Source organism: Streptomyces sp. NPDC050315 (genome assembly GCF_040655775.1).
Classification (GTDB): Bacteria; Actinomycetota; Actinomycetes; order Streptomycetales; family Streptomycetaceae; genus Streptomyces.
In genome coordinates this window covers 319,177-344,303 of sequence record NZ_JBFAKN010000006.1, presented here as the reverse complement: position 1 = coordinate 344,303, position 25,127 = coordinate 319,177, and the positions used below count along the sequence as shown (strand labels likewise).

The following is a 25,127-nucleotide window of genomic DNA, read 5'->3' as shown; positions in this document are numbered from 1 at the left end:
GCCCGCTCCCACACCCCCCACAGAACGGTTTTCGGGCGCCGCGCGACAGAACCGTTTCAGTCGCCCGGCATCGCCCACTCGCCCCTCTCACGGATGGCACGGCACGCGGAAGATTCACTCGTACGGGTGTGAGCGAGGCGTCCATTCCCGGGAAACGGGTGCGAGGCCCCCGGAAGGGCGCCCCGTCCTCGGTATGTTCGGCCCACCGTCCAGCCGTTCGGGGTGCCCGGCGGCCCTCCGTGTACGTGGCGGAGGCCCACCGGACCTCCCGGAGGCCTCTCCAGAGCCCGTGCGCGGTCCCCCGGCCACCGGGGCGGCCCGCGCGCTCTCAACCGCAGGTGGGTCCCATGGTTCGCGAGTCGAACGTCCGCATGATCGCGCTCGCGAGCACCATCGCGCTCGCCCTCACCCTGCCGCTGGCCGCCGCCATCGCCGGCCCCTCGGAGCCCGGCGAACCGTCGCCCGGGGCGAAGCCGTCCGCGTCGTCGCAGTCCCGCGGCGAGGCCGCCGGGCGTACTGCCGACCGGACCACCGCCGGGCAGGCCGCTGAGCTGCCGCCGGGCTCCCCTCGGGGCTCGGCCCAGGACGCCCCGCTGCCCGGCCGTCAGGGGCCCGCCCAGGACGGCGCACGGCACAGCGCCATGGCGAGGAACGGCGTGGCACCGGACGGCGACAGGCCCGGCGCCCTGCTGAGGGACCTCGGGCTCGGGCTCGGACTCGGCGCGGACGCGGGCAACGGCCGCGCCGCCCGCTGCGGTCCCGAACTCTCCTCGCCGCACGGCATCCGGGCGCAGACCTGCGTGGTGTCCGAGGGCGGCCGCACGAGGGGCGTCCTGTACTACCGCAACACGTCGGGCGGCCCGCTGCGCGCGGCGCTGACCCTGATGCGGCCGGACGGCCGGACCGTACAGACGCACTGCGCGCTGTCGGCGGCGGACGAGCCGGGTACGTGTGCGACGCCGTCCGGGGCGACCGTGCGGGGGCGCGCGCCGTACGCGGCGGTCGCGGAGGTCGCGGACGTACGGAGTGATCGGCTGCTGCTGCGGGCGGGGAGCAACTCCGCGCCGCCCGGAGCGGGTTCGGCCCGCTGAGCGAGCCTGGGGTCCGAAGCCGGACCGGGTCCGGACATGGAAGCGCCCGGTCGCTGGCGACGGGGGATGCACCAGCGACCGGGCTCCTAGAACGGTAACAAGAGATCGGCCGTTCGCAAATTCGATCGCGAAATTCCGGACGCTTATTTACCGGTGAGTACGGTCGGTGTGACCGGAGTCACCACAAACGTTTCAGGCGTGGTTACTGTCAGCTCAGCGTCACCTGACGGTTGGTGAGCCCGCCGCGCGCCCGGCGCTCGGCGGGCGTGAGGGGCGCGTTCGAGGCGAGCGCCTCCGCCAGCCGCTCGCCGAACTCCGTGGCCGGCTTGGTGATCTCCTCGGCAGTCAGGTCCGTCGGCAGGTCCCAGACCGGTACGACCAGGCCGTGCGCCCGGAACGAACCGACCAGCCGGGTGCCCTCGCCCAGCGAGGAGGCGTCCGCGGCGTGCAGCCGGGCGAGCGCGTCCAGCAGCTGCTCCTCGGGGTGGTCCATCACCCAGCGCAGGTGGTTCTTCTCGCCCGCGTCGCACCAGTACGCGCCCGGGAGTCCGGCCAGCCGGGCGGTCGGGAGGGCGGCCGCGTTGGCCCGCTCCAGGGAGGCGGCGACCTCGGGCGTAGCGTTCTCGGCGTCCTCGATCCAGAACTCGAAGCCGGTGTGCACGGTGGGCTCGAAGGCCGCGTCCTGGTCCAGCAGGTCCTGCAGGCGCGGGCCGTCGGCGGGGGCCCGGCCCGCCGCGACCGGGGTGCCCGGATCGGCGGCCAGCGCGCGCCGGAGCGTGTCGGCGAGGTCGCGGCTGAGGTCACCGGACGCGGTGTCGTTCTGCAGGCCGAGCAGTACCGAACCGTCGTCGCGGCGCAGCGCGGGCCAGGCCATCGGCAGTACGGTCGCCAGCGTCACCGAGGGCACGCCCTCGGGCAGGCCGCCCTTCAGGGACAGCGCGGCCGTGGCGGCCGGTACCAGCTCGCGCAGCGCCACCCAGTCGCACTCGCCCGGCAGTCCTTCGAAGGGGCGCCGCACCAGCTCGGTCACCGCGTGCGCCGCGGCCCGTCCGTGGCATGCCTTGTAACGGCGGCCGGACCCGCAGGGACAGGGCTCGCGGGCGCCGACGACCGGCACCTCGCCGTCCGTGATCTGCGGTGTGGCGGCCTTGGTCTGGGGACGGCGCTTCTTGCCCATGGCGAGGGGTTCTCCTGGTCGTTCCGACGCGTATCGGCGCGAGCCTAGGGCATGTACCGCGTCCTGGCCCGGCCTTGACGCCGGGCGCCGCGCCACGGGCCCCGAGCGCTGCGCGCGGCGGCGCGCTATGCCGGCTCGTCCAGGTCCGCCAGGGCCTTCGTCAGCTCGGCCGGGAGACCGGCCGCCAGCTCCATGCGGGTCGCGAACGCGTCGTGCAGCGACAGCGTCGCCCAGACCGTGACCTCGCCGTGCCCGTCCCGTACGCCCCAGTCCTTGGCGAGCGAGCGGATGATGGCCAGCCCTCTGCCGCCGCGTGCGGTGACCGAGGGAGTGGCCGGAAGTGGTCGGGTCGGGCCACCGCCGTCGGTGACCGAAACGGTCAACTGGCCCCGCGCGTCGATGCGCCAGGCGGCCCGGACCGCATTGCCTTCGCCATCCGGTGAGCCGTCCGCGCATATCGGACGCGCATGTCTGCAGGAATTGCTGAGCAGTTCGGAAAGAATGAGTACGGCGTCGTCGACGACCGTGTCCTGAACTCCACTTGTCAGCAGCTCATCGCGCATACGCCGCCTGGCCGAGCCCACGCCCGCAGGACCATGGGGTACGGCCATGGTCGACGACGTCGGCACCTCCTGTGCCACCACCAACGCCACCCCCGAGACCTCCTTTGCCCCACGCCACGGGATGAATGCCCCATTGGGATGGACCGGAAACCGGCCAATCCGTGTCCGGTGACGCACTCGGGACGATCAGACACGTTCTGAATGCGCCGGTGCACTCCCTGTGAACAATGAACGGCCGATATGCCCACGCGGGAATTCCGCGGGCTTCCCCGGGCCACCCTTTATCAGCCCTCGCCCCTTAAGTCAGATTCAGTAGCTTCCTCACCTCCCTGGGGCGATTCGTAATGATTGCGTCCACACCCAGCTCGCGGCAGAGGGCGACGTCCGCCTCCTCGTTCACCGTCCACACATGCACCTCGTGCCCCGCATGGTGCGCCTTGGCCACGTAATCGGGGTGCGCGCGCAGTATCCGGATGCTCGGCCCGGCGATCTGTACCCCCGGAGGCAGCCGCCCCTCCCGGTACCGAGGGATGATGAACTGCATGAGGTACACGGTGGGCACGGCCGGGGCCGCGGCCCGTACGCGCTGCAGCGAGCGGGCCGAGAAGCTCATGACGCGGACGGCGGACGGAGTGCCGGCCGGCGGCTTGGTGTGCCCGAACCGCTCCAGCAGCTCGACCAGCCGCTCCTCGACCTGCCCCGCCCACCGCGACGGGTGCTTGGTCTCGATGGCCAGCTCCACCCGGCGGTCGGCGTCGGCGACCAGTTCCAGCAGCCGCTCCAGGGTCAGTACGGACGTACGTTCCGTATCGCCCGCGGCTTCGTGATCGCTGCCCAGCTCCGGATGGCGGCCGTCCGGCGCCTCGCCGGCCGCATCGTCCTTCCAGGAGCCGAAGTCCAGCGCGGCCAGATCGGACAGCTCCAGGGCGGATACGGCGCCGCGCCCGTTGGAGGTGCGGTTGATCCGGCGGTCGTGCACGCACACGAGGTGGCCGTCAGCGGTCAGCCGGACGTCGCATTCCAGGGCGTCCGCGCCGTCCTCGATGGCCTTGCGGTACGCGGCCAGAGTGTGTTCCGGGGCATCCTCGGAGGCCCCGCGGTGTGCGACGACGGAAATGGCGGGCGGGTCGGGGTGGACACCTTCTACCGAGCGCGCAGTGGTCACCGAGTTATCGTGCCATCGCGCGGTGACAAGCCGTCCGGTCGGCACCCGGAGCATTCCCCGGGGATGCGCCGCAAATGTCCGGGATAAAGGATGCAGACAAGGTCACAGCCTCGGCTTACGGTGCCCTGACGCCCCGTGGGAAAGGCTTGAACCGGACACTCCCGTATAACGTCACGCCGACATGTCACCGTCAAGCCGATACGCCACGCATCGCTCGAACATGCCGGCCCTGTCATCAGGCCGGAATGGTCAGGAAGCTGAGGAGAGAGCTGTGAGCACCGAGAACGAGGGCGCCGCCGTCCCGCCGGAGGCGGAGCCGCAGGCACCCGCCGGGGCCCAGGGGTCGGCCGCACCTGCGTCCGGGGCGCCGGCTCCGCATACGCCGCAGGGGTCGGCTGTGCCTGCGTCGGGCGGGTCGGCTCCGCGTACGGCGCAGGGGGCGGACGCGCCTGCGTCGGGCGCGCCGGCTCCGCATACGCCGCAGGATTCGGCCGAGCGTGCGTCCGGCGCGCCGGCTCCGCACACGCCGCAGGACGCACCACCTCTGCCGGCCTTTGCGCCGGCGGCCGGGTCCGCCCCCGCGACCAAGCAGCTGCCGAGCGCCGATGCGTCCGCTGGCGCTCTGCCGCCCGAGGGCGCCGGCGTGGACGCCGGGGTGCAGCCGATGCTGGGCGCCGGTTCCGGTTCCGGCCCGCAGGGCGGCGGCTCCGGCCCCGGCACCGGTCCGCAGGGCGGCGGCTCCTCTTCCTCCTCCGGCTGGTCGCAGGACCCACAGCACACCGCGGCCTTTCCCCCCGTCCCGCCCGGTGACGGCGGACCGCACGGCGGTGGCGCTCCGTACGGTGGCGGCGCGGGCGGCTGGGGCGGCCCGCCGCAGCCCCCGTACGGCGGTGGCGGCTGGGGTGCCCCGGCCGGTCCGCCCGCCGGCAAGCCCCGCCGCCGCGGCGGCCTGATCGCCGCCGTACTGGTGGCAGCGCTGGTCGCGGGCGGCGTCGGCGGCGGCATCGGCTACTGGGCCGCAGGCCAGGACGACACGGCCTCCACGACCGTCTCGGCCTCCGGCGACCCCCAGGCGCTGAACCGCAAGCCGACCTCGGTCTCCGGCATCGCCCAGCGCGCGCTGCCCAGCGTCGTGACCATAGACGCGCAGGGCGCGGGCGGCGAGGGCGGCACGGGCACCGGCTTCGTGTACGACAAGCAGGGCCACATCCTCACCAACAACCACGTCGTGGCGAGCGCCGCGGACGGCGGCAAGCTCACGGTGACGTTCTCCGACGGCAAGAAGTACGCCGCCGAGGTCGTGGGCCGCGCCCAGGGCTACGACGTCGCCGTCATAAAGCTCAAGAACCCCGACGACGCCAAGCTCACCCCGCTCCCGCTCGGCAAGTCCGCCAACGTGGCCGTCGGCGACGCGACGATCGCCATCGGCGCCCCGTACGGCCTCTCCGGCACGGTCACCACCGGCATCGTCAGCGCCAAGGACCGCCCGGTCGCCTCCAGCGACGGCGGCGGCACCAACGCCTCGTACATGAGCGCCCTGCAGACCGACGCCTCGATCAACCCGGGCAACTCCGGCGGTCCGCTGATGGACGCCTCCGGCAACGTGATCGGCATCAACTCCGCGATCCAGTCGGCGGGCAGCGGCGGCAGCGACCCGTTCGGCGGCGGAAGCCAGTCCGGCAGCATCGGCCTCGGCTTCGCCATCCCGATCGACCAGGCCAAGCGGGTGGCCGACGACCTGATCCGTACGGGCAAGCCGATCTACCCGCAGATCGGCGTACAGGTCGGCATGCGGGAGTCCGGCGACGGCGCGACGATCGCCCAACGCGGCAACGGCGGCACGGACGCCGTCACCCCGAACGGCCCGGCCGACAAGGCCGGCCTCAAGCCCGGCGACAAGATCACCAAGCTCGACGACACAGTCATCGACAGCGGCCCCACCCTGATCAGCGAAATCTGGCAACACCGCCCCGGCGAAAAGGTAACCCTCACCTACGAACGCGCCGGCAAGCCCCACACAACAAAGATCACCTTGGGCCAACGCGTGGGGGACAACTGACGGGCGTCTCCGGCTGGCCGGGAGGCGGCTGACAGGCGCGCCCTGCTGCCGGGAGGCGACTGGCAGGCGTGCCCGGCTGGCCGGGAGCTGGCTGGCAGGCGTGCCCGGCTGGCCGGGAGCTGGCTGGTCGGCGTGCTCGGCCGGCCGGTAGACGGCTGACACCCCTGCCCTGCTGGCCCGGGGGCGGCTGACACGCGCGCCCGGCCCACCGGGAGGACGCCGACGTGGGCGCCCGACCGTCCGGAGACCGCTGACGTGCGCGGACATCACTCTCGCCGATCCCGCCGATCCCGGCGACCGTACGCTCGGACAGCGCACAGAGCGGGCTGACGCGCTACCCTGATCCCCGCGTCACCGTCGGCCGGCCGCCGACAGGTGCCGCAGGGAGGCTTGCCCGAGCGGCCTAAGGGAACAGTCTTGAAAACTGTCGTGGCGGCAACGCCACCGTGGGTTCAAATCCCACAGCCTCCGCCACCGGCCAACAAAGCTGCAGGCCAGAAGGGGTGCCCGACTCGACCGGGCACCCCTTTCGCGTTCATCCCGTCTCACCCTGATCCGCCGGTATCCCGGCTTTGATCAGCGCGTGTGGCCAACCTGTGGCCAAGCTGGCTCCCCCTCGGCGGTGTCAGAATCGTCCAGCGCAGCGTCGATGGGCTGGTTCGGCCTTTGCTCCTGAAGGACGCCGTTGGTGGGGTCGGAATTTCCCTAGGCCATCAAGACCTGCTGCGCTCCGCTCCGCCGAGCGGGCTCCCGGCTCCGCCGCCCCCCGCGCTCGTGCCTTCGGCCCGCGCTACGGGCGCTACGTCTACGACCGCCAGGTGTGTTGGTCCGGGCTGTGAATCGGGCGATCGCACTGCGCAGCTTGCTATCAAAGACGATGCCTCTGGCGGGCATTGGCCGGCACCGGAAGCCGGGGGGTAGGGCTGCCGGGTGCGGATCCGTGGGGGGTTGCGAGGAGCCCCACCCCGCCATCGTCGACCCAGGCCACGCCCGCTCCACATGCGTGTGGGGCGACGGCGGCGGGATGAGAGCTGGGGCGACCGTGAGCAGGTCGCCATACCGTGCCCTTTTCCTGGATTCTCACCCCGCAAGCCCGAAACGAACCTTAACCTGGCTAGGCACCAAAAGAGGAAGGCGAGCAAAAAAGCAACCGTCTGGAGGATAATGAAATGGTTGACCCTACCGAATTGATGCTGGCCGATCTCTCGAATTCTTATGCAGATGCGAAAGTTTCGAATGCTTTCCTCCGTCTATACGTGGATGACCCTCGATTCGGCCGTGCCTTCGCCAGCCTTCACGAACAGCTAAACGAGCATTTCGAATCCATTAACGACAGGGCGGAGGCGACCCGCCACTACTGGGCCGAGCGCAGCAGAGAAATGCTCGCACTCATCAAGGAAGTCACCAACTTCCTTGATTCTCTCAAGTCTGCCGGAATACAGGTGCACCTCACGGAGTCCTACTCGGATGCAATAAAGAGGTGTCAGTCTTGGCTGGTGCGCAGCGGGGGCAGCACCATCCCGGACGACTTCGAGCAAATTGCAATCATCAAATACGAGCCAGTTTTTTCTCGCTCAGATACGGAGATAAAATTGAAGAAGTCTAGCCAGCGCACCCAGCTGCAGCTGATAGGGGAAGGCTCGTACGCCAAGGTGTTTTCCTTCGTCGACCCTGACTACGGAGTTAAATTCGCCCTCAAGCGCGCCAACAAGGACATGAGCGAACGGGATCTTCAGCGGTTCCAGCAAGAATTCGACATCCTCAAGCGCCTTAGATTTCCGTACATAGTTGAGGTGTTCCAGTACGACGCAACTCGCAATGAATACTTGATGGAGTTTTGCGAGTCCACGCTTCGCAAGTACATCAAGAAGCGCAACAATATGTTGCCTTTTTCGTCGCGGAAGAGAATTGCGCTGCAATTCCTGTACGGCGTCAATTACATACACAGCGAAGGTCTGCTTCACCGCGACGTCAGCCTCCAAAACGTCCTGGTGAAGACCTTCAACGGTGGGGCTGTCCTTGTAAAGCTGTCAGACTTCGGCCTCGCCAAGGACAAGCATTCCGAGTTCACACGAACGAAGACAGAGATGCGGGGAACCTATCGAGACCCCGTCCTGGCGAACTTCAAGGACTACGGCGTGCGCAATGAAATCTACTCGATCGGCTGGGTGCTTTCCTATATCTTCACTGGAAGAGAGGCTCTGATGTCCCAAGATGATGCGCCAAGCCAGATCGTGCGGAAATGCGCGGCGCATGATGTCGCCCATCGGTACGGGAGCGTGCGCGAACTAATTGGTGACGTCGAGAGACTGGAATCCACCCCGCCGCCAACGGGCGCTCCGGCATAACACTTAGGGGGTGAAGCCCTCTGACATCCACGGCTGACATCAACGGTGTTGGACGGGCGTGCACAGTAACGCCCCCGCCTGGCCGTCACACCGACCATCAGCAGCAGCTGGAGTGACGACGGATCGAACTCCACGAGTGAATCTCGTACTTGGAGGGAAGCCGGGCGATCATGCGCTTCAACCCGTGGGGTTCTAGCTCAAGAATCTTCTGACGTACGGGGACGCCCGGCTTGTTCAGCGCGAGATGTTCGTTCTCTGCCTCATCCCTGCCTCCCTGTGATCAGTCACGGCAGTCAGAGCAGCATGTGTAACGTTGCCACGACAAGACGGCGTTGGTCGGTGGAGGAGGGAAGCTGTTACAGGTTTCTCTACCTCATCAAGCCCCTCCCTACGGTCGGGGAAGGGGGGTGGGGAATCACTCGATGGCTCTCGCGGAGGGGTGCCGTTCCCTGCCGGGCCTACCTGGTGCCGATCACTTGGGTTCGCCGATTGCTGCCGTGGGCGCCGATCCAGGCCAGCGACCACCATGCAGCTTGGCGGCCGGGCGCTTCACGGCAGGCCCTTCTGGAGCCGTCGGAGGAGGGGACGGGGATTGCCGAGCAGTCCGGGCGAGAACGCCGGCATGGGGCAGGCCGCCGTACTGACACCGTCATGGATGCTCCAGCGTGAGCGAACCGGACTCCAATACGTGGCTGAGGGGGAGCTACCAGTTGCCGCGATATGGTCGATCCCGTCGTGGGCGCCTTCGCTGAGTGACCCGCCGTCGTGGCGAGTCGTTCGACTTCCTGAAGGCACCCCTAAAGCTCACATGCTGAACAAGCCAGGGAGGTTCCCGCCAATGGCTGTGCTAGCTGCCTGGACGAATCGCACTTGTGCAGCCGTCCTCTCGCGCTCCCCATCACCCATGTCGGACAACCGAAACAAATGTTGCTCGCTATCAGCATGCTCGGTGACGAGCCGATTGAGCAGTGTCGCCGTGTCCCAAACGGCGCCGTACAAGTCATAGGCAGCAGCAGACACCTCTGGCGGCCCATCGAGCGCTATTTCCGTCAGTACCTCACGCAAGGCTGTGGCCGAAGCCAGCACGTCCAGCAATTGCGGACTGGGAGTGGCGCCCAAGAGTGCGGGTCGGATCTTCCAGGCGTCCAGGAATTTACTGTCGACCTCGTGGTACGCAGACAGAAACCGGACGTAAGTAGTGCGGCGGGTTTCACGTAGAGCCACGCGCCGCTGTTCTATGCGGTCTCGTTGCTTCTCTGTGTTGTCCTGTCTTCCCTTGAGCAGGGTAAAACCGCCAGTGAGTGCCACGCCAAGCAAGGCACCACCCGCGCCTACTAACACACTCCATTGCTCCGCCATCGCAGCATTCAACCTGGTACCCGGTGTCTAGCGGTAGTACTTCGACCGACGCTGTTCAGCACGGGTGACCGAACGTGCCACGGAGGGCGGGGTTCGCGGGAAACCGCGGACCGCGCCCGGCAGGCGGCCAGCGATTGACGAAGGCAGGAACCTCGATCTTGCACCTCTGCTCACCCAAGCTCGCTCACCGGTGAACAGCGGCACGCCGCAGGGCATGCCCAAGAAGGTCTCCAACCAAACTCGCTGGTCAGATGTCATTCAGCAGTGGAGCCTGTGGGATTTGAACCCGCGATGACATTGGCACCGCGACAGCTTTCAAGATCACTGCACTCGGCACCGAAATCAAGCCAATCGCCGTTTGGGCGGGTGTCCTGTATGCGTGGATATGGTCTGCGCTTTTTGGCGGTCCTGCCCGACCGGCGACGCACTCGAAGTGACCACGACGCATCAGACGCGACTACGACGCACTCAGACGCTACTACGACGCACTCAGACCGCTTCACGGTGCATCTCGGAGCGGAAAACCACAGGTGAGAGCCTCGCGCCCTTTGGTCGATTCGCCGTCGTTCCGCTGCAGCTCGAAAAGGCGGCGAGAGCCGAAACGGGTTGCTAGGCAACCGCAGTCAAGGGCGTTGCTGATACCTTCCGTGGCCAGAAAGAGCCCCGTCCGCATTGTCTCGCCAGACCCGGACGGGGCTCTGAACGCCTCTCTCGGAGACGCATCAAAGAAGGAGCGTCATGGAACCATCCATCACCCCTGCTGAGCGCGACCCTAACGGAATGACACGGTTCACCATAGGTAGATTGGCCTCGCTCATGACTGGTGTGGGGACCCTCCTCGTTGGTATCGCTGCAGTGATCACGGCGGTGCGGTAGCCGATGGGCGGTATCGGCGGAGGTCTTCTGCAATGGCTGCATCCGCACCGAGGGTTAGGTGAACGGCGCCGGCTGACATCCGTAGCTGACATCAACAGCGGCAGACGACAGTAGGCCCGGGCAGTTCACCGCAGTCCCGGACCGGTGCGGCTCACGAGCCCGCAGGCAGCCGAGTGAACTCCTAAAGCGGTGGTCGATTGGGCTAATGATGTCAGCCCATCTTGGATGCACGTAGGGGCGAGGCACCCAGTTGACCGGGTGCCTCGCCCCTACGTGTTGCGTGGCCATCGTGCCGAGTCGTCTACCCGTCGTTGTCGAGTGCGTGTGCCGCACAGCAAGGAAGCGCTCTATTCCGTAGGGGCAGAGTCATTTAGGGCTTCGTCGATGAGCTGGTTCGACTTCTGTTCCTGGCCGCGGAGGATCTTCGCGTAGAACTTCCACAGGACGGCGACGCTGTGGCCGGCCCGCCGGGCTACTTCGACGGGGTCTACGCCTGCCTTGATCCAGAGAGAGACGCCGGCGTGCCGTAGCGAGTACGGCACGTCTGCCAAAGGAGTCTTCACCTCTTCCGGGGTGAGGGCCTTCTTCCTGGCCTCCTTCCACATGTCGGTGTACTCGGTGGATCGCACACGGCCATGGCGCACGGCCTGGAAGAGCCGCCCGTCAGACGTGGTGCCGTACCGCTCGATGTGCGCCCGCAGCATCTGCACGAGGACGGGCGGGATCGGCACGGGGCGCGTCGCCCGGCGCGCCCGGCGCTTGAGGCCACGCTCCTCGTACGACTTGCCGTCGTCCGTCCAGCCCGAACCGACCTCCGGCCGGCTGTTCGCGAGGACCAGCTCGCCCCACCCAGTCTGGGGCAATTTGCAGTTGTGCTTTTTGAGGGTCGCGATCTCCGAGGGGCGCATGGCCGCGTAGTACAAGCACCCGAAGAAGGCGTACAGATGCTCACCGCGCGCCCCCTGTTCCTGAACGGCCTGGAGGAGTTGCCGTGCCTGCTGCGGCTCGGGGACGTACTCGAAATCGACTTCACCATCCGTCGGCGGTGGGTTCCAGTCGATTGCGGAGAGCGGATGCTTCGTGAGCAACTCACGTTCCACGGCGTAGCGGAGCGCGTTGCTCAGGGCCGTGCGCTTTCGGCGGATCGTGTTGTCCGCGGCGCGCTTGCCATCCAGCTTCAGCGAGACGGCATTGAGGGCGCGTCGCAGGTTCTCCGACTGGGCCACGTCTACGACCTTGAGCGAGGCCCCTGCGACCCATGCGAGGGCGCGAGCGATGTCGTCAGGCGGCGTCTCTACGCCCTTCCGGGGCGCCAGCTCGCCGGCGTCGTCCCGAACCATCTGGAATGCCCACCCTCGAAGCGCCATCCTGAGCGTCTTGGCATCCGGCGCTCCCTTGGCCGACGAGACCAGCACCGCCGTCACATTGGCCATTGCTTCGGCGATATTGGCCCGGTGCTTCGCCGCCGAGTTGGGCCACTTCATGAGGGCGTACGCGCAGGCGTGCTCATACCAAGTTGGTGAGTTCATCTCGCGCAGCTCGGAGAGCGGGAGCCCCGTCTCGGTGTCAAACTGCTCGCCGTTGCGTACAGCGGCCATTAGCTCCGACCGGCGGCCGTCGGCCAGGGTCTTTGTGGTGAACGGCTGCTGATGCGGATGCCCGCCGACCACCCAACGGAGCTGGAACGGGGCACTCTTGCTGTTGCGCTTCCGGATGCCCCAGACCCGCACGTCGTAGGTATGCAGTGTTGCCTCCTTCATGAGGAAAGGGGCCTGCCGCTGCCAGGCAGGCCCCTTTGGTGGTGGCGTGTGAGTCAGGCGGCTTCGCAGGTGGCGAACCAGGCGTCCAGGTCACGCCGGCGGCATCGGAGCTGGCCATTCGGGAGCTTGAGCATCCTCGGGCCGTTGCCGCGGGCGCGCATCCGGTAGAAGGCCGCGCGGCTCATGTCGATCTCTTCGAGTACTTCGCGGAGCTTGAGCATTTCGGCCTTGGGCATGTCAGTGCTCCTCTTCGTGCGAGGGGGTGGCAGGGGCCGGGGTGGGTGGAAAGAGCGGTAGGGGTGGTAAGCCGCCTGACCTGGGCTTTCACCGGGTCGGTAAGGGGTGCGGCAAGCCGGGCGATAAGTCCGAGGCCGCCGGATGGCTGGCTTGTCGCCCCGCCAACCGCTCCTCTTACCGTGCCGATGTCTGCGCAGGTCAGTGGGGTTAGCGGCCTTTTCTCGCTTACCGCGCTCAGCCCGCGTAGGTCACGACGGTCGTAGGACGACCGCCCGTGGGCTTTTGGAAGCGGCTGTAACCCGGCAGGTCGAGTAGCTCGGCGACCAGCCGGTCCCGCTCCGCTCGCGTGGTGTTCTTGAACAGGCGCCGGATGCGGTCGGCGGTGAGACCGTCGGGGCCGGCGGCGCGGACCGCCTCGGCGAGCTTGTTGACCTTCGGGTCGCCGGTGGTATCGCCGAGGAGGTGGACGGCGGAGGCGCGGGCGTAGTTGAGGAGCCGCCAGGCGGCGCGCATGTGGGTTTCGGAGATGGTGTTGGTGTGGTCGCACAGGGCGTAGACCATGGCCACCCGCTGGACGTACGGGGCGGCCCGCGCGGTGAACTGGGCGATGACGCCGCCGGCCGAGTCGTCGCTGAGCGCCGGGTAGACCTCTTCGCAGTACAAGTCCCAGGCGTCCGGGCTGAACTGCACCTGGTCGACGCGGGCCGCGTCGGCGAGGACGGTTCGCCAGCCGGAGGCGAGATTGGAGACCAGTTCCGGGCTGGCGCCCCGCGAGCCCGGCAGGATCAGATTCCGGTGGCAGAACATCGGTAGAAAGCGGTTGTACGTGCCGCCCGCCATCTCCGAGTCCTGCATCTTGGCCCGGAACTCCTCCGGCGTGATGTGCCCCAGGATCGCGATGTGCGGATCCGTGGCCTTGAGCGAGTCGCGGACCATCGAGCCGAGGGAGTCACCATCCCATGCCTGCCGCAACACGCCGGGCAACGAACTGCCTTCGCGGCGACCGCGGCTCATGGTGACCGCGTACTCCGACTCCAGCACCCACAGCCGTTTGTCGATGCTGGCGTGCGAGGCGTCGTCACTGTCGTCGTCCTTGACGTACTCGATCAGCCCCTCCCCGGAGTTCAGTCCGCGCGGGGTGTGCTCGGGGCCGAAGAAGTCCGGCAGGGCCTCGGCCAGCACGCGCCGGGCGGTCGAGGTCGCCGACCCCTTACGGCCCGACGACGTGGGGCCGATGGTCAGGGCCCAGATCAGGGTGGGGTGCCGGTCGTTGCCGATCATCAGGTGCGGGCGTCGGCCGATGACTGCTCCGGCCGCGGAGAGCAGGTTGGCCAGTACCGCGATGGGGTCAGCCTCGGTGGTGGGGTCCAGCTCGCGGACCGTATCGCCCAGCCACCCGCAGAAGACGTCGGGGTGCGGGGTTGGCCCCGGCCGGTGCGGGCGGTGGAGGCCCGGCCGTCGGTCGTACAGCGGATTGGGCGGTCCGCTGGGTGCCGCGTCCTCGTCGGACGGCTCGGTGGGGCGTGCGGTCAGCTCGGTGATCTGCCGCAGCACCGTGGCGCGGAGCTCGTCAGCGTCGGTGTCCGGGGCGGAAGCCGCCTGTACGAGACGTGTACCGGCTTCGATCAGGCGGCGGCGTTCGGCCTTCTCCCGCACGATCTCCGCGTAGTACTCGGCGTTGGCCGCGGTCGGCACGGCCTGGACGAGGGTGTGGAGGTAGAACGCTCCACCGACCTTGCCCAGGTCTCCGCGCTTGCTGAGATGGTCAGCAACGGTGATCGGGTCGGAGGACTGCCCGCGGTCGTACAGGTCGCAGATCGCGCGGTGGATCGTCTCGTGCGCGGGCCGGTAGTAGTCGCCGGGGTCCATCGTTTCGATCACATCCGCGATGGCCTGAGCGGAGAGCAGCATGGCGCCCAACGCGGACTGTTCGGCTTCGAGGTCCTGGGGCGGCTTGGAGCCGGCCAGGGGGGCGAGGTCGCCGTGGAGAGACCGCACATTGTCGTACGGTGCCGGTGCGGCCTCAGGTGACATGATGGGTGTCTCCTGTTCTGTCTTCGGACGGCAGGGAGAACCGAGGCGGCGGCGTGTCCTTGCACGGGAGTGCCGCCGCCTCGGCGCATTCAGAGTCAGGCCGCGGTTATCCGCCGCCAGGCCGCGCACTCCTGGCGTACGTACGGCCGGTAGCTCGGGTCCCACAGCGAGGAATCGGGCGGGATCGGGCCGTTGCTCGTGGCGAACGGCCCGCCACCGCGTTCCCGGTCGTACTGAGCAAGCCGGTGAGCCGCCCTGGCGGCCAGGGTGTCGGCCTCCGCCATGGCCTCGGGCATGCCCTCCTCCTCGGCCTCACGAAGGGCGAGCCGGTCCAGCAGCGCGGCCTTACGGAGCCAGAACTCCCGACTCAGCCGCATGCCGGAAGCGTGGGTGGCGACCTGGCCGGTGACCCAGGTCATTTCGGCGAGGAGATGCGGGGCTGCGGCGTACGCATCGATGGACGTGGTGGGTTCGTGCACAGGCGGTCCCTACAGGTTGTGGACGGCGTCGACGACTGCTGCGGTGAGCTGGTTGACCTGGTGGGCGATGCCGGTGGAGGCGAGGTAGAAGCCGAACATCACGGCGATGAAGGCGGAGCCGTAGCCAAGGGTCTTGGAGCGCAGCAGGAAGATCAGGACGAGACCGAACAGGGCGACGAGGGAGACGGTGACAGCCACGAGGGCCTCCTCTGTGGGATGAGAGGTGAAGGTCAGCGGGTGCCGGTGCGGTGGATGCGGGACGCGACGTTGAAGAGGTGACGGCCGACCCGTATGCGCTTGCGGTCGCCGTGGCAGCGGCGGCAGAGCTTGCCCGGCCGCAGGCGGCCCTTCCGGTCCTTCTTGAGCTGGAAGCCGAAGCCACGGCACTTGCGGCAGTTGCCGAACGGGCTGACCGCGCAGAGCGCGGCGTAACACAGCGTGTAGCCGGTGAAGAGCGTGATAGCAGCTGAGGTGAGGGTCATCGCGGGGCCTTTCTGGCGTTTTCAGGGCACGCTCGAAGGAGGCCGCTATCCGCTAGCAGCCTGGTCAGGGTGGGAATCGGGTGCTAGCGGGGCCGCTAACGTTAGCGAGGGTTGCTGCTAGCGCCAGCGGCCCCGGAGCGTCATCCGGCGTCGCGGTTTCCGTCACGTTCCGCGACTGCGGCGGTGATGTGGGCGCGTTCGAGGCCGCGCCGGTTGACGACCTTGCCGTTGATCCGGCGGCCGATCTGGACGGTCTCGATGCCGTACGGCTTGAGCGCGGCGGTGAGCTGTTCGGCGGCCCACTCGCCGTAGACGTCGGGCCGCAGCTCCGCCAGGCGGGCCACGACCGTCTCGCTCCAGACCTTGGCTTCCTCGACCGGGATGACGCCGAGCAGGTCCCGGAGCAGGTCGTAGGCGGCCACGGCGGTTTCCGGCTCCTCGCCGAGCGCGTGTCCGGAGAGGGTGCTGGCGTCCTCGCGGGCCTTGCGGGCCCGGAGCGCGATGTTGTCCGCGCCGACGCTGTCGACGTAAGTGGAGGCCACGATGCGGGCGTCCGCGCCTTCGCCGACGAAGTAGTGCACGCCCTTGTCGGCCCAGGAGAACATCGTGGCCCGCACCCCGCGCTTGTAGGCGGAGGTGCCCAGCACCATGTCGTTCTCCAGCTGGCCCATCACCTTCAGGCACCAACGGGCCGAGGCGTTCGCGCTGATGCCGGTGGGCAGGGCCTTGGCATCCGGACGCTGGGTCGCGAGCAGCAGCACGATCCCGGTGGCCGGGCCGCGCTTGACCAGGTCGGTGGCGATCTCCTCGAACTCGTCCTTGTACTTGGGATGTTCGAAGAGGACCTGGCACTCATCCACCCCGACCACGATGGGGTGCAGGCCGAGCTCCTTCTTGTCGGCCAGTTCGCTGGTCACCTTCGACTCCGGGCAGATGTCCCGCGGCAGCGAGCGGATCATCTTGGTGCGCCGCCGCAACTCCTGCCGCAGTTCGCGGAAGTCGCGGATCGCGTACTCGATGACCTCATCGTCGTCGCCGGCGCCGTGGCGGTGGGAGACGCGGTCGCCGACCGGGTCCAGGTCGCCGGTGCCCTTCATGTCGTAGGTGTGCAGTTCCGCCCGCGGATCCAGCGCCGCGATCAGCAGCAGCAGGCGGAGCAGGAAGGTCTTGCCCATGCGCGGGATGGCGCCGATGATCCCCGCGATGTACATCAGCGTGACCTCGACCCAGCGGCCACGCGGATCCGTGCCGAAGGGCACGGGCTTGAACAGGTCCACGCTGCCGCCGCTCAACAGCGGCCACTTGGGCTTCTTGGCCTTGGACATGTCCTGATCGCCAACCCACAGCACGAGCCGGCCGGTGTGCTCATCCGGCACCGCCTCAGGCCAGACACAACCCAGCGGGCGCCGCAGGCCAGAAGCCAGCTTCTCGCGACGGTCGATGACGTCGGTGACCGTCACCCCGTACGGCAGATCCCCCTCCGCGCGCCACCCGGGGCCGTCGCGGGTGATGGGGGCGGTGAAGGCGAAGCCGTCCCGGCCCTTGGACTGCGCCTGGTTGATGGCCGGGATGCCCAAGGCCCCCAGCGCGCGGAGCACGATGTCGCTGGTGAGCTTCGGCGCCTTGGACGTCTCGACGGCGCGGGTGATGACCGGGGCGTCCGCTTCGGTGCCGGCCGCCCCCAACGCCAGTACCAGGGCACCGAGGGAGACGGCCTGCAGCCACCCGGGCGCCAGCACGTACAAGGCGAGAGCCGTACCGAGGCCGACCAGGGAGCCGAGAAGCGCGACGAGGGTGCGCAGCCGGACGCGGCCGTCGCGCTGCCGGGAGAGCTTGAGGTACTCGGTCGCGTCCTCCCGCCGCACCGCAGCCAGCCGGACCGGCTCACCCTCCTTGTCGGCAACCCACCGCATCGTCCCGGCCAGGAAGCGGGCTGTGCCGCGGGGCGACTGGAGGGCGAGTCGCGTGACGTAGATCGGGGTGCGGACGGAGTGGTAGCCGGTCAGGTGGCCGTAGTGTCCGGCCACCCACTTCACGGCCGTGGTCAGCTCCTGACGGGAGCGCAGCCAATCGGGCAGTACGGGCCGACGCTTCGCGCCCGCCAGCCGCGTCAGGAAGCCGGGCCCGGCCGGGCCGGGGCCGTCGACCAGTACGGCGGCACCAGGGCCGGCGGCAGACGTGGGGCCTGCCGGTTCGGCGGCGGTGTCGGGCGACCCGGCCACCCGGGCTTCGCGCGCCTTGCCCAGGTCGACCACGTCCGCGCCGGCGCCGTCGCTCATCTCGGCTTCGAGCCGCTGGAACAGTTCGTCGTCATCATCAGAGTGCTTCAATGGCGGTCCTTCCTGAGGGAGGAGCAGGGCCCGGCCGTCGCTGTAGGAGGTGGGCGGCCGGGCCCTGTGCTTTTCGTGTAGCGAGTAGTTCAGGCGCTGAGTTCGAGCACCGACGCGATGACCACGTCCTCGAAGCCGTCCTCTTCGGCCAGTCGTCGGCGGGCGGCACGGACGCGATCACCGCCCCACGTCTCGCCGAGGCCGTAAGGCTTCGCGAGCTCGACGGGGTCCGGGGTGCGGTTGTCCAGGAGGGCCGCGGCGGCCTCGCGTTCGGCCTTCTCGCGCTGAGCCGCGCGCACTTCGCGAGGGATACGCCCCTCACTGTTCGAGGCGCGGCCGTCAGAAAGCGAGGCATGGATGCGCTCGGCTTTCGAGGAACTTTCTGAGGAGGGTCGGCCCTGCTTCACCCGCTCGGTCTGGGAGCGGGCACGGCGCTGGGCGGCGGCCTCACGCTTGGCCCGCTCGTTCTCCTCGTGGGCTCTGGCCTCGGCTTCTGCCTTGATCCGGAGCCGTTCGCGTTCGGCTTCCCGATCGCGCTCGGCGGCCTCGATTTCCGCCTGGGTACGGAGCCGCTCCGCCTCGTGCCGGGCGGCTCGTTCCTCCTTCTCGCGAGCGATCCGGTCCAGTTCGCGAGCTTTCTCGATTTCTGCCTGCCGGGCCTCACGGGCGAGGCGCGCGGCGTGTTCGCGTTCCTCGCGTTCGGCCTTGCGCCGCGCCCGTTCGCGTTCCAAGTGGGCCTGTTCGCGAGCCTGCTCTCGTTCTTCTGCCTCAGCGCGTTCGCGCTCTTCGCGAGCCCGCTGGGCGAGTGCGTTGCGCTCGGCGGCGATCGCCTCCTGGTGCGCCGTGATCGTGCGCCGATGCTCCGCGGTCTTGCGCGCGAGGTACGTGCGGTACCCGGCCGACGCTTCGGCCAAGGTGATGAGGAGGAACGGCGCCACGGAGTGGAGCAACAGCCCGCCGGCGTCCGCGTGTGCGGGGATGATGCGGAAGTCGCCGTCCGGGTACAGGCTTTGCCAGCAGTTCATGATCCAGGTGGAAAGGCCGGCGAACCACCGGAGCATGAACGGCCAGCCGCTCGGTCGGTAGCCGCCCTGCTCGGCCAGGACTCCATCGACGTACAACACGGTCAGCAGGGCCAGGGACGCCAGCGGGTCGAGCATCCACGCGACCCAGCCCGGTACGTCGTGCTTGATGGCGAACCTCGTGACGTTGATGCAGGTGAACACCAACGCCCCGAAGCCGAGGACCAGCAGGGAGCGGGTCACGAGTTGTCCGACCTGCTCCAGCTGCTGAATCGCCTTGCGGGCGGCCGCGGCTTCTTGCTCCGTCGCCGGTCCGCGGGTCGGCGACGGGGTCGAGGGCTCAGTCGGGGATTTCGTCACCTGCCGCGTCTCCCTCCTCGGGCCCGCAGTGGCACGCCTCCTCGGAGGCGCCCTGGCCCATCCAGCAGGCGCACACCACGGTCAGCCCGCCCACGGTCACCGACTCGCCCGGCAGCAGCCGGCACCCGTCGCACGTACCGGTGCTCTCCGACTGCGGAGCGTCGACGGGGCTGAAGTCGTAGTCCTCGGCGAAGTCGTACTCGTCGTAGTCGAAGTAGCCGTTCATCAGGCGATTCCTTCCGAGAGGGGGCGAGTGCTGCGGCCGGCGGAGGACCGGCTCGCGAGGTGGGCAGCGAAGAGATAGGGCATGTCCGCCTCGATCGCCGCGACGGTCATGCGCGTAACGAGATCCATCAGCTCCGGCTCGTCCGCGAGGATGTCGCTGGCCGCCTGCAGGCGAGCCGTGCGCTCTTCCTCGGACTCGCCCGGTACACCGAGCCACAGCTCGGGCGGCGTGCCGATGCTCGGCTCCATCGGCTCGTCGAAGTCGAAGCCGAGGTCGAAGCAGTCGATCGCGAAGTTCATGGCGCTCTCCTGGTCTGACATGAGTGGACAGGGAGGCACGGGGCGGCGGCGATGTCCTTTGCACGGGAGTACCGCCGGCCCGGCAGATATGCGCTGAGCAAGCCGCTGAGCTGCGCGAGCAGGTGCGGCAACCGTTCGTCGGAGACGAGCGGCCGTGGCGGTCGGCGCCACCCCCAGGGGCGGCGCCGATCACTAAAGCCACTGGTCAGGGCACGGTCTTGCTTGCCAGGCGCCGTGCCATTCAGTTCTCAAGCAGCAACCTCTTCCTGCCGTCCTCGGCGTGCGACGTGGTCGCCTTCCGCGGTTTCAGGCAGGCTCGACTGACAAGAGTCATAAAGACCTCTTGTCCTCAACTCCTCTTTAGGAGTTGCTGAGAACGTAGATCACCGCTCCCGATGTCGTCAACTCCTCTTGAGGACTTATGCTGAATCCGTCCAACCAACAGGGACGGTGAGCACTCCATGGCCAAGAAGTACGAGCAGATCGCTGACGCGCTGCGCCAGGACATTCGTGCAGGTCAGCTCAAGCCAGGGGAGAAGCTGCAGTCCGAGACCAAGCTTGCTGAGAAGTACCGGACCAGCGTCCCGACGATGCGCGACGCGCTGCGCGAGCTGCTCGCCGAGGGGCTGATCGACAAGCGGCACGGGATCGGCAACTTCGTTCGCAAGCCGCGACCACGGGTGGAACGCACGAACGAGCGCCACCAGTGGGAGAAGGACCGGGCCCGCCTCGTGCACGAAGAGCGCGCGAAGACCGGCTCGACCGAGCACGACACCGGTCTCACCGTCTCCGATCTCGCCTTCAAGGCCACCTATCGGGAAGTGAAAGCCGACGAGGACCTGGCGGCGGTCTTCTCCGTGCCGGTCGGCACGCGCCTGCTGGAACGGGAGTACCGGACCTTCCCCCGCGAGGGAGACGCGCCGTTCAGCCTCGTCTGCTCGCACCTTCTCTACGACGCGGTCTCCTCGAACCCCGACCTCCTCGACCACACCAATGAGCCGTGGCCCGGGGGCACGCAGAATCAGCTGCTCACGGTCGGCATCGAGCTGGACCGCATCGTGGAGCGGATCACCGCCCGGCCTCCGACTGCAGAGGAGGCCGAGGAGCTCGGCCTCCAGAAGGGCGTCTCAGTGTTCGTTCTCCGAAAGATCTCCATCGATACCGGTGACCGGGTGGTGGAGGTCTCCGACGTGATCATGCCCGGCGACGTCACTGAGCTGGTCTTCACGACGCCCCTGGACCGGTGGTGACGATGCCGAACGTCATCACGGTCATGACGGCCGTCCACCCGCCGGCCGCCAAGTTCCTCGCCGACGCTTACAAGTCGCTGACGGAGCAGGAGCTGCCCGACGGCTGGGACTGGCAGTGGGTGATCCAGGAGGACGGAGAGACGGACGAGGTCCGTCCGCACGTCCCCGACGATCCGCGCATCAGCTTCGGCCAGGGCCGCCACGGTCGCGCCGCGATGGCCCGCACTCTCGGGCTCTCGCGCGCGAAGGGCGAGTACATCAAGGTCCTCGACGCGGACGACATGCTCGCCCACGGCGCCCTCGCCCGCGACCTGCGTGCTCTGACCAGCGACCCGTCGATCGGCTGGGCAACGGCCCGCGTCCTCGACCTGATGCCCGACGGCTCGACCGTCGGCTTCGACCAGGACCCGCCGGAGGGTGTGATCGAGCGCGGCGCCGTGCTGGAGCACTGGGAGGCGCACAACTTCCGCGCCCAGGTGCACCCAGCCACGCTGTGCATCCGCCACGACCTCCTCCTGGCCCTCGGCGGCTGGATGGCCCTGCCGGCTTCGGAGGACACGGGCCTGCTGCTGGCGCTGAGCGCAGTGAGCCGCGGCTGGTTCTCCGCGGAGACGGGACTGCTGTACCGGAAGTGGCCGGGGCAGGTCACGAGCCAGGCGGCGCACACCGACGAGGGGGAGCGCGAGGCGCGGTTCGCGGTTGTGCAGGCTCGGGCTCGGGCGCTTGCTGCGATGACGAATTGGCGTCACGAGGGCTGATTGGCAGCAAACCGACGGCTGTGCCCGGTGAGACACGTCTCGCCCGGCACAGCCGTTCTGCGTGGGGCTGGCCCTGTCGGAGCGATGGATGTGAGCGGGCGTAGCGATAAGGGCAGCAAGGTCGATAAGCCCTCTGGCCAGGGGGTTCATGGGTGTGGCAAGGGTGGCGGCTGGAGCTCGATAAGCCAGGAACCCAGCGCGCTTGGAGTAAACGCCCCTGTAACCGTTCCCCTTGTCGACCTAACATTCTTGCAGGTCAATAGGCTTATCGACCTTTCCTTCCTTACCGCCCTGCATATTCGTGGGGCTTCTTGACACCGGCTACTGATGGTCGGTGGAGTGTCTCCAGATGAGCGAGGGGCGGCACCCGAAAAGTCGGCAATCTGGTGAGCTGTCCGGTGGCTTGCACCCCCTGCGTGGGCCGGACGCCGACGAGGACTGCATGACACGTCGCGTGTCAGCGCGTTATGGTTGTGCCACTCCTAGACGCCCACATCATGTGTTAGAGAATGGCCTAGGCCATATAGGTCTGGCCTGCAGAGGGGACTCGGTGCTTCGCTGAGTGTCGTACGGCCCCGCCTTGGCTTGTGAGGCGGACGGGGCCGTACATCAGGAGTGACCGCTATGCGGCCTTGGGTGTTGCAGCACCTGGGGCCGCAGCTCGTTTAGACGAGCTTTGAGAGCACTTCGACGGCGAGGCCACCGAGGAAGGTCACGGCAAGGTTCACCGCAGCTTCGATGGCGATCCGCTTGTACTCGTTGGTGCGGTCCTCCCGGTCCTGTGACGTCTCCTCGGCGTCAGGCTGCGAGTCGTCCTGCTCGCCGCTCTGCGCCGCGTCGCCGTCTTCGGAACCGGTCGGCATTCCTGGTCCTCCTCTGGTCGTCGGTGCACCTGGCAGGGAGACCGCCCGGGATGGGGCCAGCCGCCCCTGCGGGGCGCGCCGCAGGACGTTCGGAGGAACGAGTCTGAGATTACAGGGAAGTTGAGTGCGTCTGTGGCGGTTGCATCGCCCGCGTGTGGCCTAACTCCCCGGTTCATCAACCAGGTTCGTGACTTCAAAAAAACTGATGTGACGTGCGCCACTGTTGGCATAGGGGTGTTCGCGATTCGTCGTCGGCCAGCCATTCCTGCAGGTAGACGCCGCATTGTCGGACGCCGTACTCCCGCTATCGCGCCCCTGCTCTTCCCAGGCCAACGTCTCGCCCGGCTTCACCGTCTACATGTGACTCTGGGCCGCCAGCAGACCGCCGAACTTACCGTCGACGTGCAGCATGGTGGTGCCACGGCATCATCGTGTGTACTGCTCATGCCCGGCAGTGAGCCCATTGGGCCCCGGTGTTGGGCTCAGCGCTTGCAGGCCGGTGACGCACCCGCCGTCACCCCGCCGAGGTGGGAAAAGTAGCGCCGTTCGTTCTCTGGCTTCTTGTGCCGCGAGTTGGCCATGGGTATCTGCAGGCTTGGCCCGCCTCGTCTACCTCAGCTCTTCGGCATCCACCCGCGAAAAGACCAGCTCGCTCTCCTCGGTGACCGGTCCACGCCACCGGACAGGTGCCATGGCGCCACGTCGCAGAGCAGCCGGATAGCTGCTCGCCGCGTAGTCGTTTGCCAGGCGGTACACGTTGTAGCCGCGGCTCGTGAAGGTCTCCAGCAGCTCGTCGGCGGAGAAGCCCAGCTCGGCCATGCGCTGTGGGGTGACCTCTATGGCTAGCTCGGCGTCGGGGCGGAGCTTGTTCAGGATGGGCTCCATGCCGCGAACGACCGCGCCCTCGGCGCCCTCTACGTCGATCTTGATGACTCGGGCGCGAGCTACCTCGTCCGATGTCAGCACGTCAGCGAGCGGTCGGGCTTCCGCCTCGAACGTGGACTCCGCTTCGCCGCCGTACGGGACGATGCTGTTCGCGCCCATGTTGCGCGAGCTCGCGAGGGTGAAGGTCAGGATCTCCTCGTGGTCGGAGATCGCGGCGTTCACGGCGCGCAGATTGTCGCAGTGATTGGTGGCGGCCTGCGCTGCCAGGATCTTGTGGAAGGTTGGAGACGCCTCGATGGCCACGACCTTGCCGCTGTCGCCGACGAGGTGCGAAGCGAGCAGGCTGTAGTAGCCGATGTTGGCTCCGACATCCACGAAGACGTCGCCTGGCTTCAGTCGGCTCTCAAGCCAGCCCGTCAGGTGTGGCTCCCAGACGCCGAAGAGGTAGACGTACCGTTGGATGAGGTCCTGCGTGTCCGTGGTGAAGGTGTCGCCGAAGCGGGTCCGCGTCTTGCGCCGCACGGGATTGTCGCGCAGCTCAGCATTCAGGTAGCTGTCGAGCAACGCCGCCTTGCCGAGGGTGCCGGGGGCGTAGCGCACGTACCAGCGTGCAAGGCCCCGCTTGAACTGAGGAAGTACAGCAGTCACACCGGCTCCCGAGTTTGAGCAGTTCTCGGCGTATCGGACTCACACGCGATCGATGGGGATCTCGTACACGACCTCGCAGTGCGCAGCGGGGATGACGATGTCCGCGGTTTCCACCGGTCGGCCGTCTTCCGCCATGTACGTGCGCTGGATGTGCGTGACCAAGGAGTTCTTCGAGACTCCCAGAAGGTGCGCTTCCGCGTTGGTGGCCTTCCGCGGTTCCGGCTGCTCGACCACATGCGTGATCACCACGCCGATCTCCGCCATGCGCTCAACGACCCCGCGGCCGGCGTGCGGTCCGCCCTCGGGAAGCACCACGATCGTGCCGCCCGTGATGCTGTACGGCTCCCAGCTGGTCGACAGCTGCACCGGCTTCCCGTCGGCCAGGAACTCGTACTCTGTACGGACGCACAGGTCGCCCTCGGAGATCCCGAGTCGAGCGGCGATGTCCGCCGGCGCCGGCACCTTTGCCTCGGTGCGATGCTCCCAGGTGCCCCGTTTCCCGAGCCCCGTCATGTCCGCCCGGAACGGCGATCCGTCGCGCTGTTCGCGGCACCACGACCGGACCATGCGGAGCCGGTCGCGAGGTTCAGCCACGTAGGTGCCGGAGCCCGCGCGCCCTTCAAGTAGGCCCTGCGCGATGAGGAGTTCCTGCGCGCGCCGGACGACGTTCTCGCCCACCTGGTACTCGCTGCCGATCTGCGATCGGGAAGGCAGCCGGTCCCCGGGCGACCACTCACCGCTGGCGATGCGCTGCCGGAGGCGGTCGGCGACGGTGAGGTAAGGCGGCTGCTCAGGCATGTGGTAAATCTAGTCCACTAGCTCTAAGCTAGTTAACCAGCTTCACGCTTGGTTATCG

Annotated in this window: 22 protein-coding genes and 1 tRNA gene; 6 read left to right on the top strand and 17 right to left on the bottom strand. The window is 68.0% G+C overall.

Features of this window, described 5'->3' with window-relative positions:
* The first annotated feature begins 347 nt into the window (after positions 1–347).
* Positions 348–1,091: a hypothetical protein gene (locus tag AB0I82_RS23865; RefSeq protein WP_363259377.1), complete on the top strand. Its 744-nt coding sequence runs from the start codon at positions 348–350 to the stop codon at positions 1,089–1,091.
* Positions 1,092–1,299: 208 nt separating this feature from the next.
* Here the strand turns inward: AB0I82_RS23865 and AB0I82_RS23860 are convergent, their stop codons facing one another.
* The 3 genes from AB0I82_RS23860 to AB0I82_RS23850 form a co-directional block, all read right to left on the bottom strand.
* Positions 1,300–2,268, bottom strand: coding sequence for a DUF5926 family protein (locus tag AB0I82_RS23860; protein ID WP_363259376.1), 969 nt, complete (start codon positions 2,266–2,268; stop codon positions 1,300–1,302).
* Positions 2,269–2,393: 125 nt separating this feature from the next.
* Complete coding sequence (locus tag AB0I82_RS23855; protein WP_363259375.1) at positions 2,394–3,008, bottom strand: ATP-binding protein; 615 nt, start codon at positions 3,006–3,008, stop codon at positions 2,394–2,396.
* Positions 3,009–3,129: 121 nt separating this feature from the next.
* On the bottom strand, positions 3,130–3,996 hold the full coding sequence (locus AB0I82_RS23850; protein ID WP_363259374.1) for a glycerophosphodiester phosphodiesterase: 867 nt from the start codon (positions 3,994–3,996) through the stop codon (positions 3,130–3,132).
* Between the two features lie 220 nt (positions 3,997–4,216).
* Between AB0I82_RS23850 and AB0I82_RS23845 the strand changes: the two genes are divergently transcribed.
* The 3 genes from AB0I82_RS23845 to AB0I82_RS23835 all read left to right on the top strand — a co-directional run bounded on the left by AB0I82_RS23845 (position 4,217) and on the right by AB0I82_RS23835 (position 8,403).
* Positions 4,217–6,055, top strand: a complete 1,839-nt coding sequence (locus AB0I82_RS23845; RefSeq protein ID WP_363259373.1) for a trypsin-like peptidase domain-containing protein — start codon at positions 4,217–4,219, stop codon at positions 6,053–6,055.
* Between the two features lie 384 nt (positions 6,056–6,439).
* Positions 6,440–6,529 (top strand) — tRNA-Ser (locus AB0I82_RS23840).
* A 695-nt stretch (positions 6,530–7,224) separates the two neighbouring features.
* On the top strand, positions 7,225–8,403 hold the full coding sequence (locus AB0I82_RS23835) for a protein kinase family protein (protein ID WP_363259372.1): 1,179 nt from the start codon (positions 7,225–7,227) through the stop codon (positions 8,401–8,403).
* An 804-nt stretch (positions 8,404–9,207) separates the two neighbouring features.
* Here the strand turns inward: AB0I82_RS23835 and AB0I82_RS23830 are convergent.
* The 11 genes from AB0I82_RS23830 to AB0I82_RS23780 all read right to left on the bottom strand — a co-directional run bounded on the left by AB0I82_RS23830 (position 9,208) and on the right by AB0I82_RS23780 (position 19,867).
* Positions 9,208–9,762, bottom strand: coding sequence for a hypothetical protein (locus tag AB0I82_RS23830; RefSeq protein ID WP_363259371.1), 555 nt, complete (start codon positions 9,760–9,762; stop codon positions 9,208–9,210).
* A 1,223-nt stretch (positions 9,763–10,985) separates the two neighbouring features.
* A complete protein-coding gene (locus AB0I82_RS23825) occupies positions 10,986–12,398 on the bottom strand; it encodes a tyrosine-type recombinase/integrase (RefSeq protein WP_363259370.1) in 1,413 nt (470 codons plus the stop codon).
* 53 nt (positions 12,399–12,451) lie between these two features.
* Positions 12,452–12,634: a helix-turn-helix domain-containing protein gene (locus tag AB0I82_RS23820; protein ID WP_363259369.1), complete on the bottom strand. Its 183-nt coding sequence runs from the start codon at positions 12,632–12,634 to the stop codon at positions 12,452–12,454.
* Positions 12,635–12,869: 235 nt separating this feature from the next.
* Positions 12,870–14,669, bottom strand: coding sequence for a DnaB-like helicase N-terminal domain-containing protein (locus AB0I82_RS23815; RefSeq protein WP_363259368.1), 1,800 nt, complete (start codon positions 14,667–14,669; stop codon positions 12,870–12,872).
* A 95-nt stretch (positions 14,670–14,764) separates the two neighbouring features.
* Positions 14,765–15,148, bottom strand: coding sequence for a hypothetical protein (locus AB0I82_RS23810; protein WP_363259367.1), 384 nt, complete (start codon positions 15,146–15,148; stop codon positions 14,765–14,767).
* Between the two features lie 9 nt (positions 15,149–15,157).
* The gene (locus AB0I82_RS23805; RefSeq protein WP_030260061.1) at positions 15,158–15,346 is read right to left on the bottom strand and encodes a hypothetical protein; all 189 of its coding nucleotides are present in this window, start codon (positions 15,344–15,346) and stop codon (positions 15,158–15,160) included.
* A 32-nt stretch (positions 15,347–15,378) separates the two neighbouring features.
* The gene (locus AB0I82_RS23800; protein ID WP_363259365.1) at positions 15,379–15,630 is read right to left on the bottom strand and encodes a hypothetical protein; all 252 of its coding nucleotides are present in this window, start codon (positions 15,628–15,630) and stop codon (positions 15,379–15,381) included.
* Positions 15,631–15,770: 140 nt separating this feature from the next.
* A complete protein-coding gene (locus AB0I82_RS23795) occupies positions 15,771–17,960 on the bottom strand; it encodes a cell division protein FtsK (protein ID WP_363259364.1) in 2,190 nt (729 codons plus the stop codon).
* A gap of 89 nt (positions 17,961–18,049) precedes the next feature.
* Complete coding sequence (locus tag AB0I82_RS23790; RefSeq protein WP_363259363.1) at positions 18,050–19,120, bottom strand: hypothetical protein; 1,071 nt, start codon at positions 19,118–19,120, stop codon at positions 18,050–18,052.
* 202 nt (positions 19,121–19,322) lie between these two features.
* Entirely contained in the window at positions 19,323–19,568 is a 246-nt protein-coding gene (locus tag AB0I82_RS23785; RefSeq protein ID WP_363259362.1) for a hypothetical protein, read from the bottom strand.
* Positions 19,568–19,867 carry a hypothetical protein gene (locus tag AB0I82_RS23780; RefSeq protein WP_363259361.1) on the bottom strand — a complete coding sequence of 100 codons (300 nt, stop codon included), beginning with the start codon at positions 19,865–19,867 and terminating at the stop codon, positions 19,568–19,570. The genes AB0I82_RS23785 and AB0I82_RS23780 overlap by 1 nt, the downstream gene beginning before the upstream one ends.
* A gap of 461 nt (positions 19,868–20,328) precedes the next feature.
* Between AB0I82_RS23780 and AB0I82_RS23775 the strand changes: the two genes are divergently transcribed.
* Positions 20,329–21,117, top strand: a complete 789-nt coding sequence (locus AB0I82_RS23775) for a GntR family transcriptional regulator (protein ID WP_363259360.1) — start codon at positions 20,329–20,331, stop codon at positions 21,115–21,117.
* Positions 21,118–21,119: 2 nt separating this feature from the next.
* Positions 21,120–21,875: a glycosyltransferase family 2 protein gene (locus AB0I82_RS23770; protein ID WP_363259648.1), complete on the top strand. Its 756-nt coding sequence runs from the start codon at positions 21,120–21,122 to the stop codon at positions 21,873–21,875.
* A gap of 665 nt (positions 21,876–22,540) precedes the next feature.
* Here the strand turns inward: AB0I82_RS23770 and AB0I82_RS23765 are convergent.
* The 3 genes from AB0I82_RS23765 to AB0I82_RS23755 all read right to left on the bottom strand — a co-directional run bounded on the left by AB0I82_RS23765 (position 22,541) and on the right by AB0I82_RS23755 (position 25,069).
* Positions 22,541–22,738 (bottom strand): hypothetical protein, encoded by a 198-nt coding sequence (locus AB0I82_RS23765; RefSeq protein ID WP_363259359.1) that lies wholly within the window; start codon positions 22,736–22,738, stop codon positions 22,541–22,543.
* Between the two features lie 609 nt (positions 22,739–23,347).
* Entirely contained in the window at positions 23,348–24,271 is a 924-nt protein-coding gene (locus AB0I82_RS23760) for an FkbM family methyltransferase (RefSeq protein WP_363259358.1), read from the bottom strand.
* A 39-nt stretch (positions 24,272–24,310) separates the two neighbouring features.
* Entirely contained in the window at positions 24,311–25,069 is a 759-nt protein-coding gene (locus AB0I82_RS23755) for a GntR family transcriptional regulator (RefSeq protein WP_363259357.1), read from the bottom strand.
* Positions 25,070–25,127 lie beyond the last annotated feature (58 nt).

What these genes read in the sequence shown, in the direction of transcription:
- AB0I82_RS23825 (WP_363259370.1), bottom strand. Translation starts at nt 12,398, where the DNA reads ATGAAGGAGGCAACACTGCATACCTACGACGTGCGGGTCTGGGGCATC.
- AB0I82_RS23835 (WP_363259372.1), top strand. Translation starts at nt 7,225, where the DNA reads ATGGTTGACCCTACCGAATTGATGCTGGCCGATCTCTCGAATTCTTAT.
- AB0I82_RS23865 (WP_363259377.1), top strand. Translation starts at nt 348, where the DNA reads ATGGTTCGCGAGTCGAACGTCCGCATGATCGCGCTCGCGAGCACCATC.
- AB0I82_RS23845 (WP_363259373.1), top strand. Translation starts at nt 4,217, where the DNA reads ATGCCGGCCCTGTCATCAGGCCGGAATGGTCAGGAAGCTGAGGAGAGA.
- AB0I82_RS23830 (WP_363259371.1), bottom strand. Translation starts at nt 9,762, where the DNA reads ATGGCGGAGCAATGGAGTGTGTTAGTAGGCGCGGGTGGTGCCTTGCTT.
- AB0I82_RS23815 (WP_363259368.1), bottom strand. Translation starts at nt 14,669, where the DNA reads ATGTCACCTGAGGCCGCACCGGCACCGTACGACAATGTGCGGTCTCTC.
- AB0I82_RS23775 (WP_363259360.1), top strand. Translation starts at nt 20,329, where the DNA reads ATGGCCAAGAAGTACGAGCAGATCGCTGACGCGCTGCGCCAGGACATT.
- AB0I82_RS23770 (WP_363259648.1), top strand. Translation starts at nt 21,120, where the DNA reads ATGCCGAACGTCATCACGGTCATGACGGCCGTCCACCCGCCGGCCGCC.
- AB0I82_RS23820 (WP_363259369.1), bottom strand. Translation starts at nt 12,634, where the DNA reads ATGCCCAAGGCCGAAATGCTCAAGCTCCGCGAAGTACTCGAAGAGATC.
- AB0I82_RS23755 (WP_363259357.1), bottom strand. Translation starts at nt 25,069, where the DNA reads ATGCCTGAGCAGCCGCCTTACCTCACCGTCGCCGACCGCCTCCGGCAG.
- AB0I82_RS23860 (WP_363259376.1), bottom strand. Translation starts at nt 2,268, where the DNA reads ATGGGCAAGAAGCGCCGTCCCCAGACCAAGGCCGCCACACCGCAGATC.
- AB0I82_RS23780 (WP_363259361.1), bottom strand. Translation starts at nt 19,867, where the DNA reads ATGAACTTCGCGATCGACTGCTTCGACCTCGGCTTCGACTTCGACGAG.
- AB0I82_RS23785 (WP_363259362.1), bottom strand. Translation starts at nt 19,568, where the DNA reads ATGAACGGCTACTTCGACTACGACGAGTACGACTTCGCCGAGGACTAC.
- AB0I82_RS23765 (WP_363259359.1), bottom strand. Translation starts at nt 22,738, where the DNA reads ATGCCGACCGGTTCCGAAGACGGCGACGCGGCGCAGAGCGGCGAGCAG.
- AB0I82_RS23790 (WP_363259363.1), bottom strand. Translation starts at nt 19,120, where the DNA reads ATGCTCGACCCGCTGGCGTCCCTGGCCCTGCTGACCGTGTTGTACGTC.
- AB0I82_RS23800 (WP_363259365.1), bottom strand. Translation starts at nt 15,630, where the DNA reads ATGACCCTCACCTCAGCTGCTATCACGCTCTTCACCGGCTACACGCTG.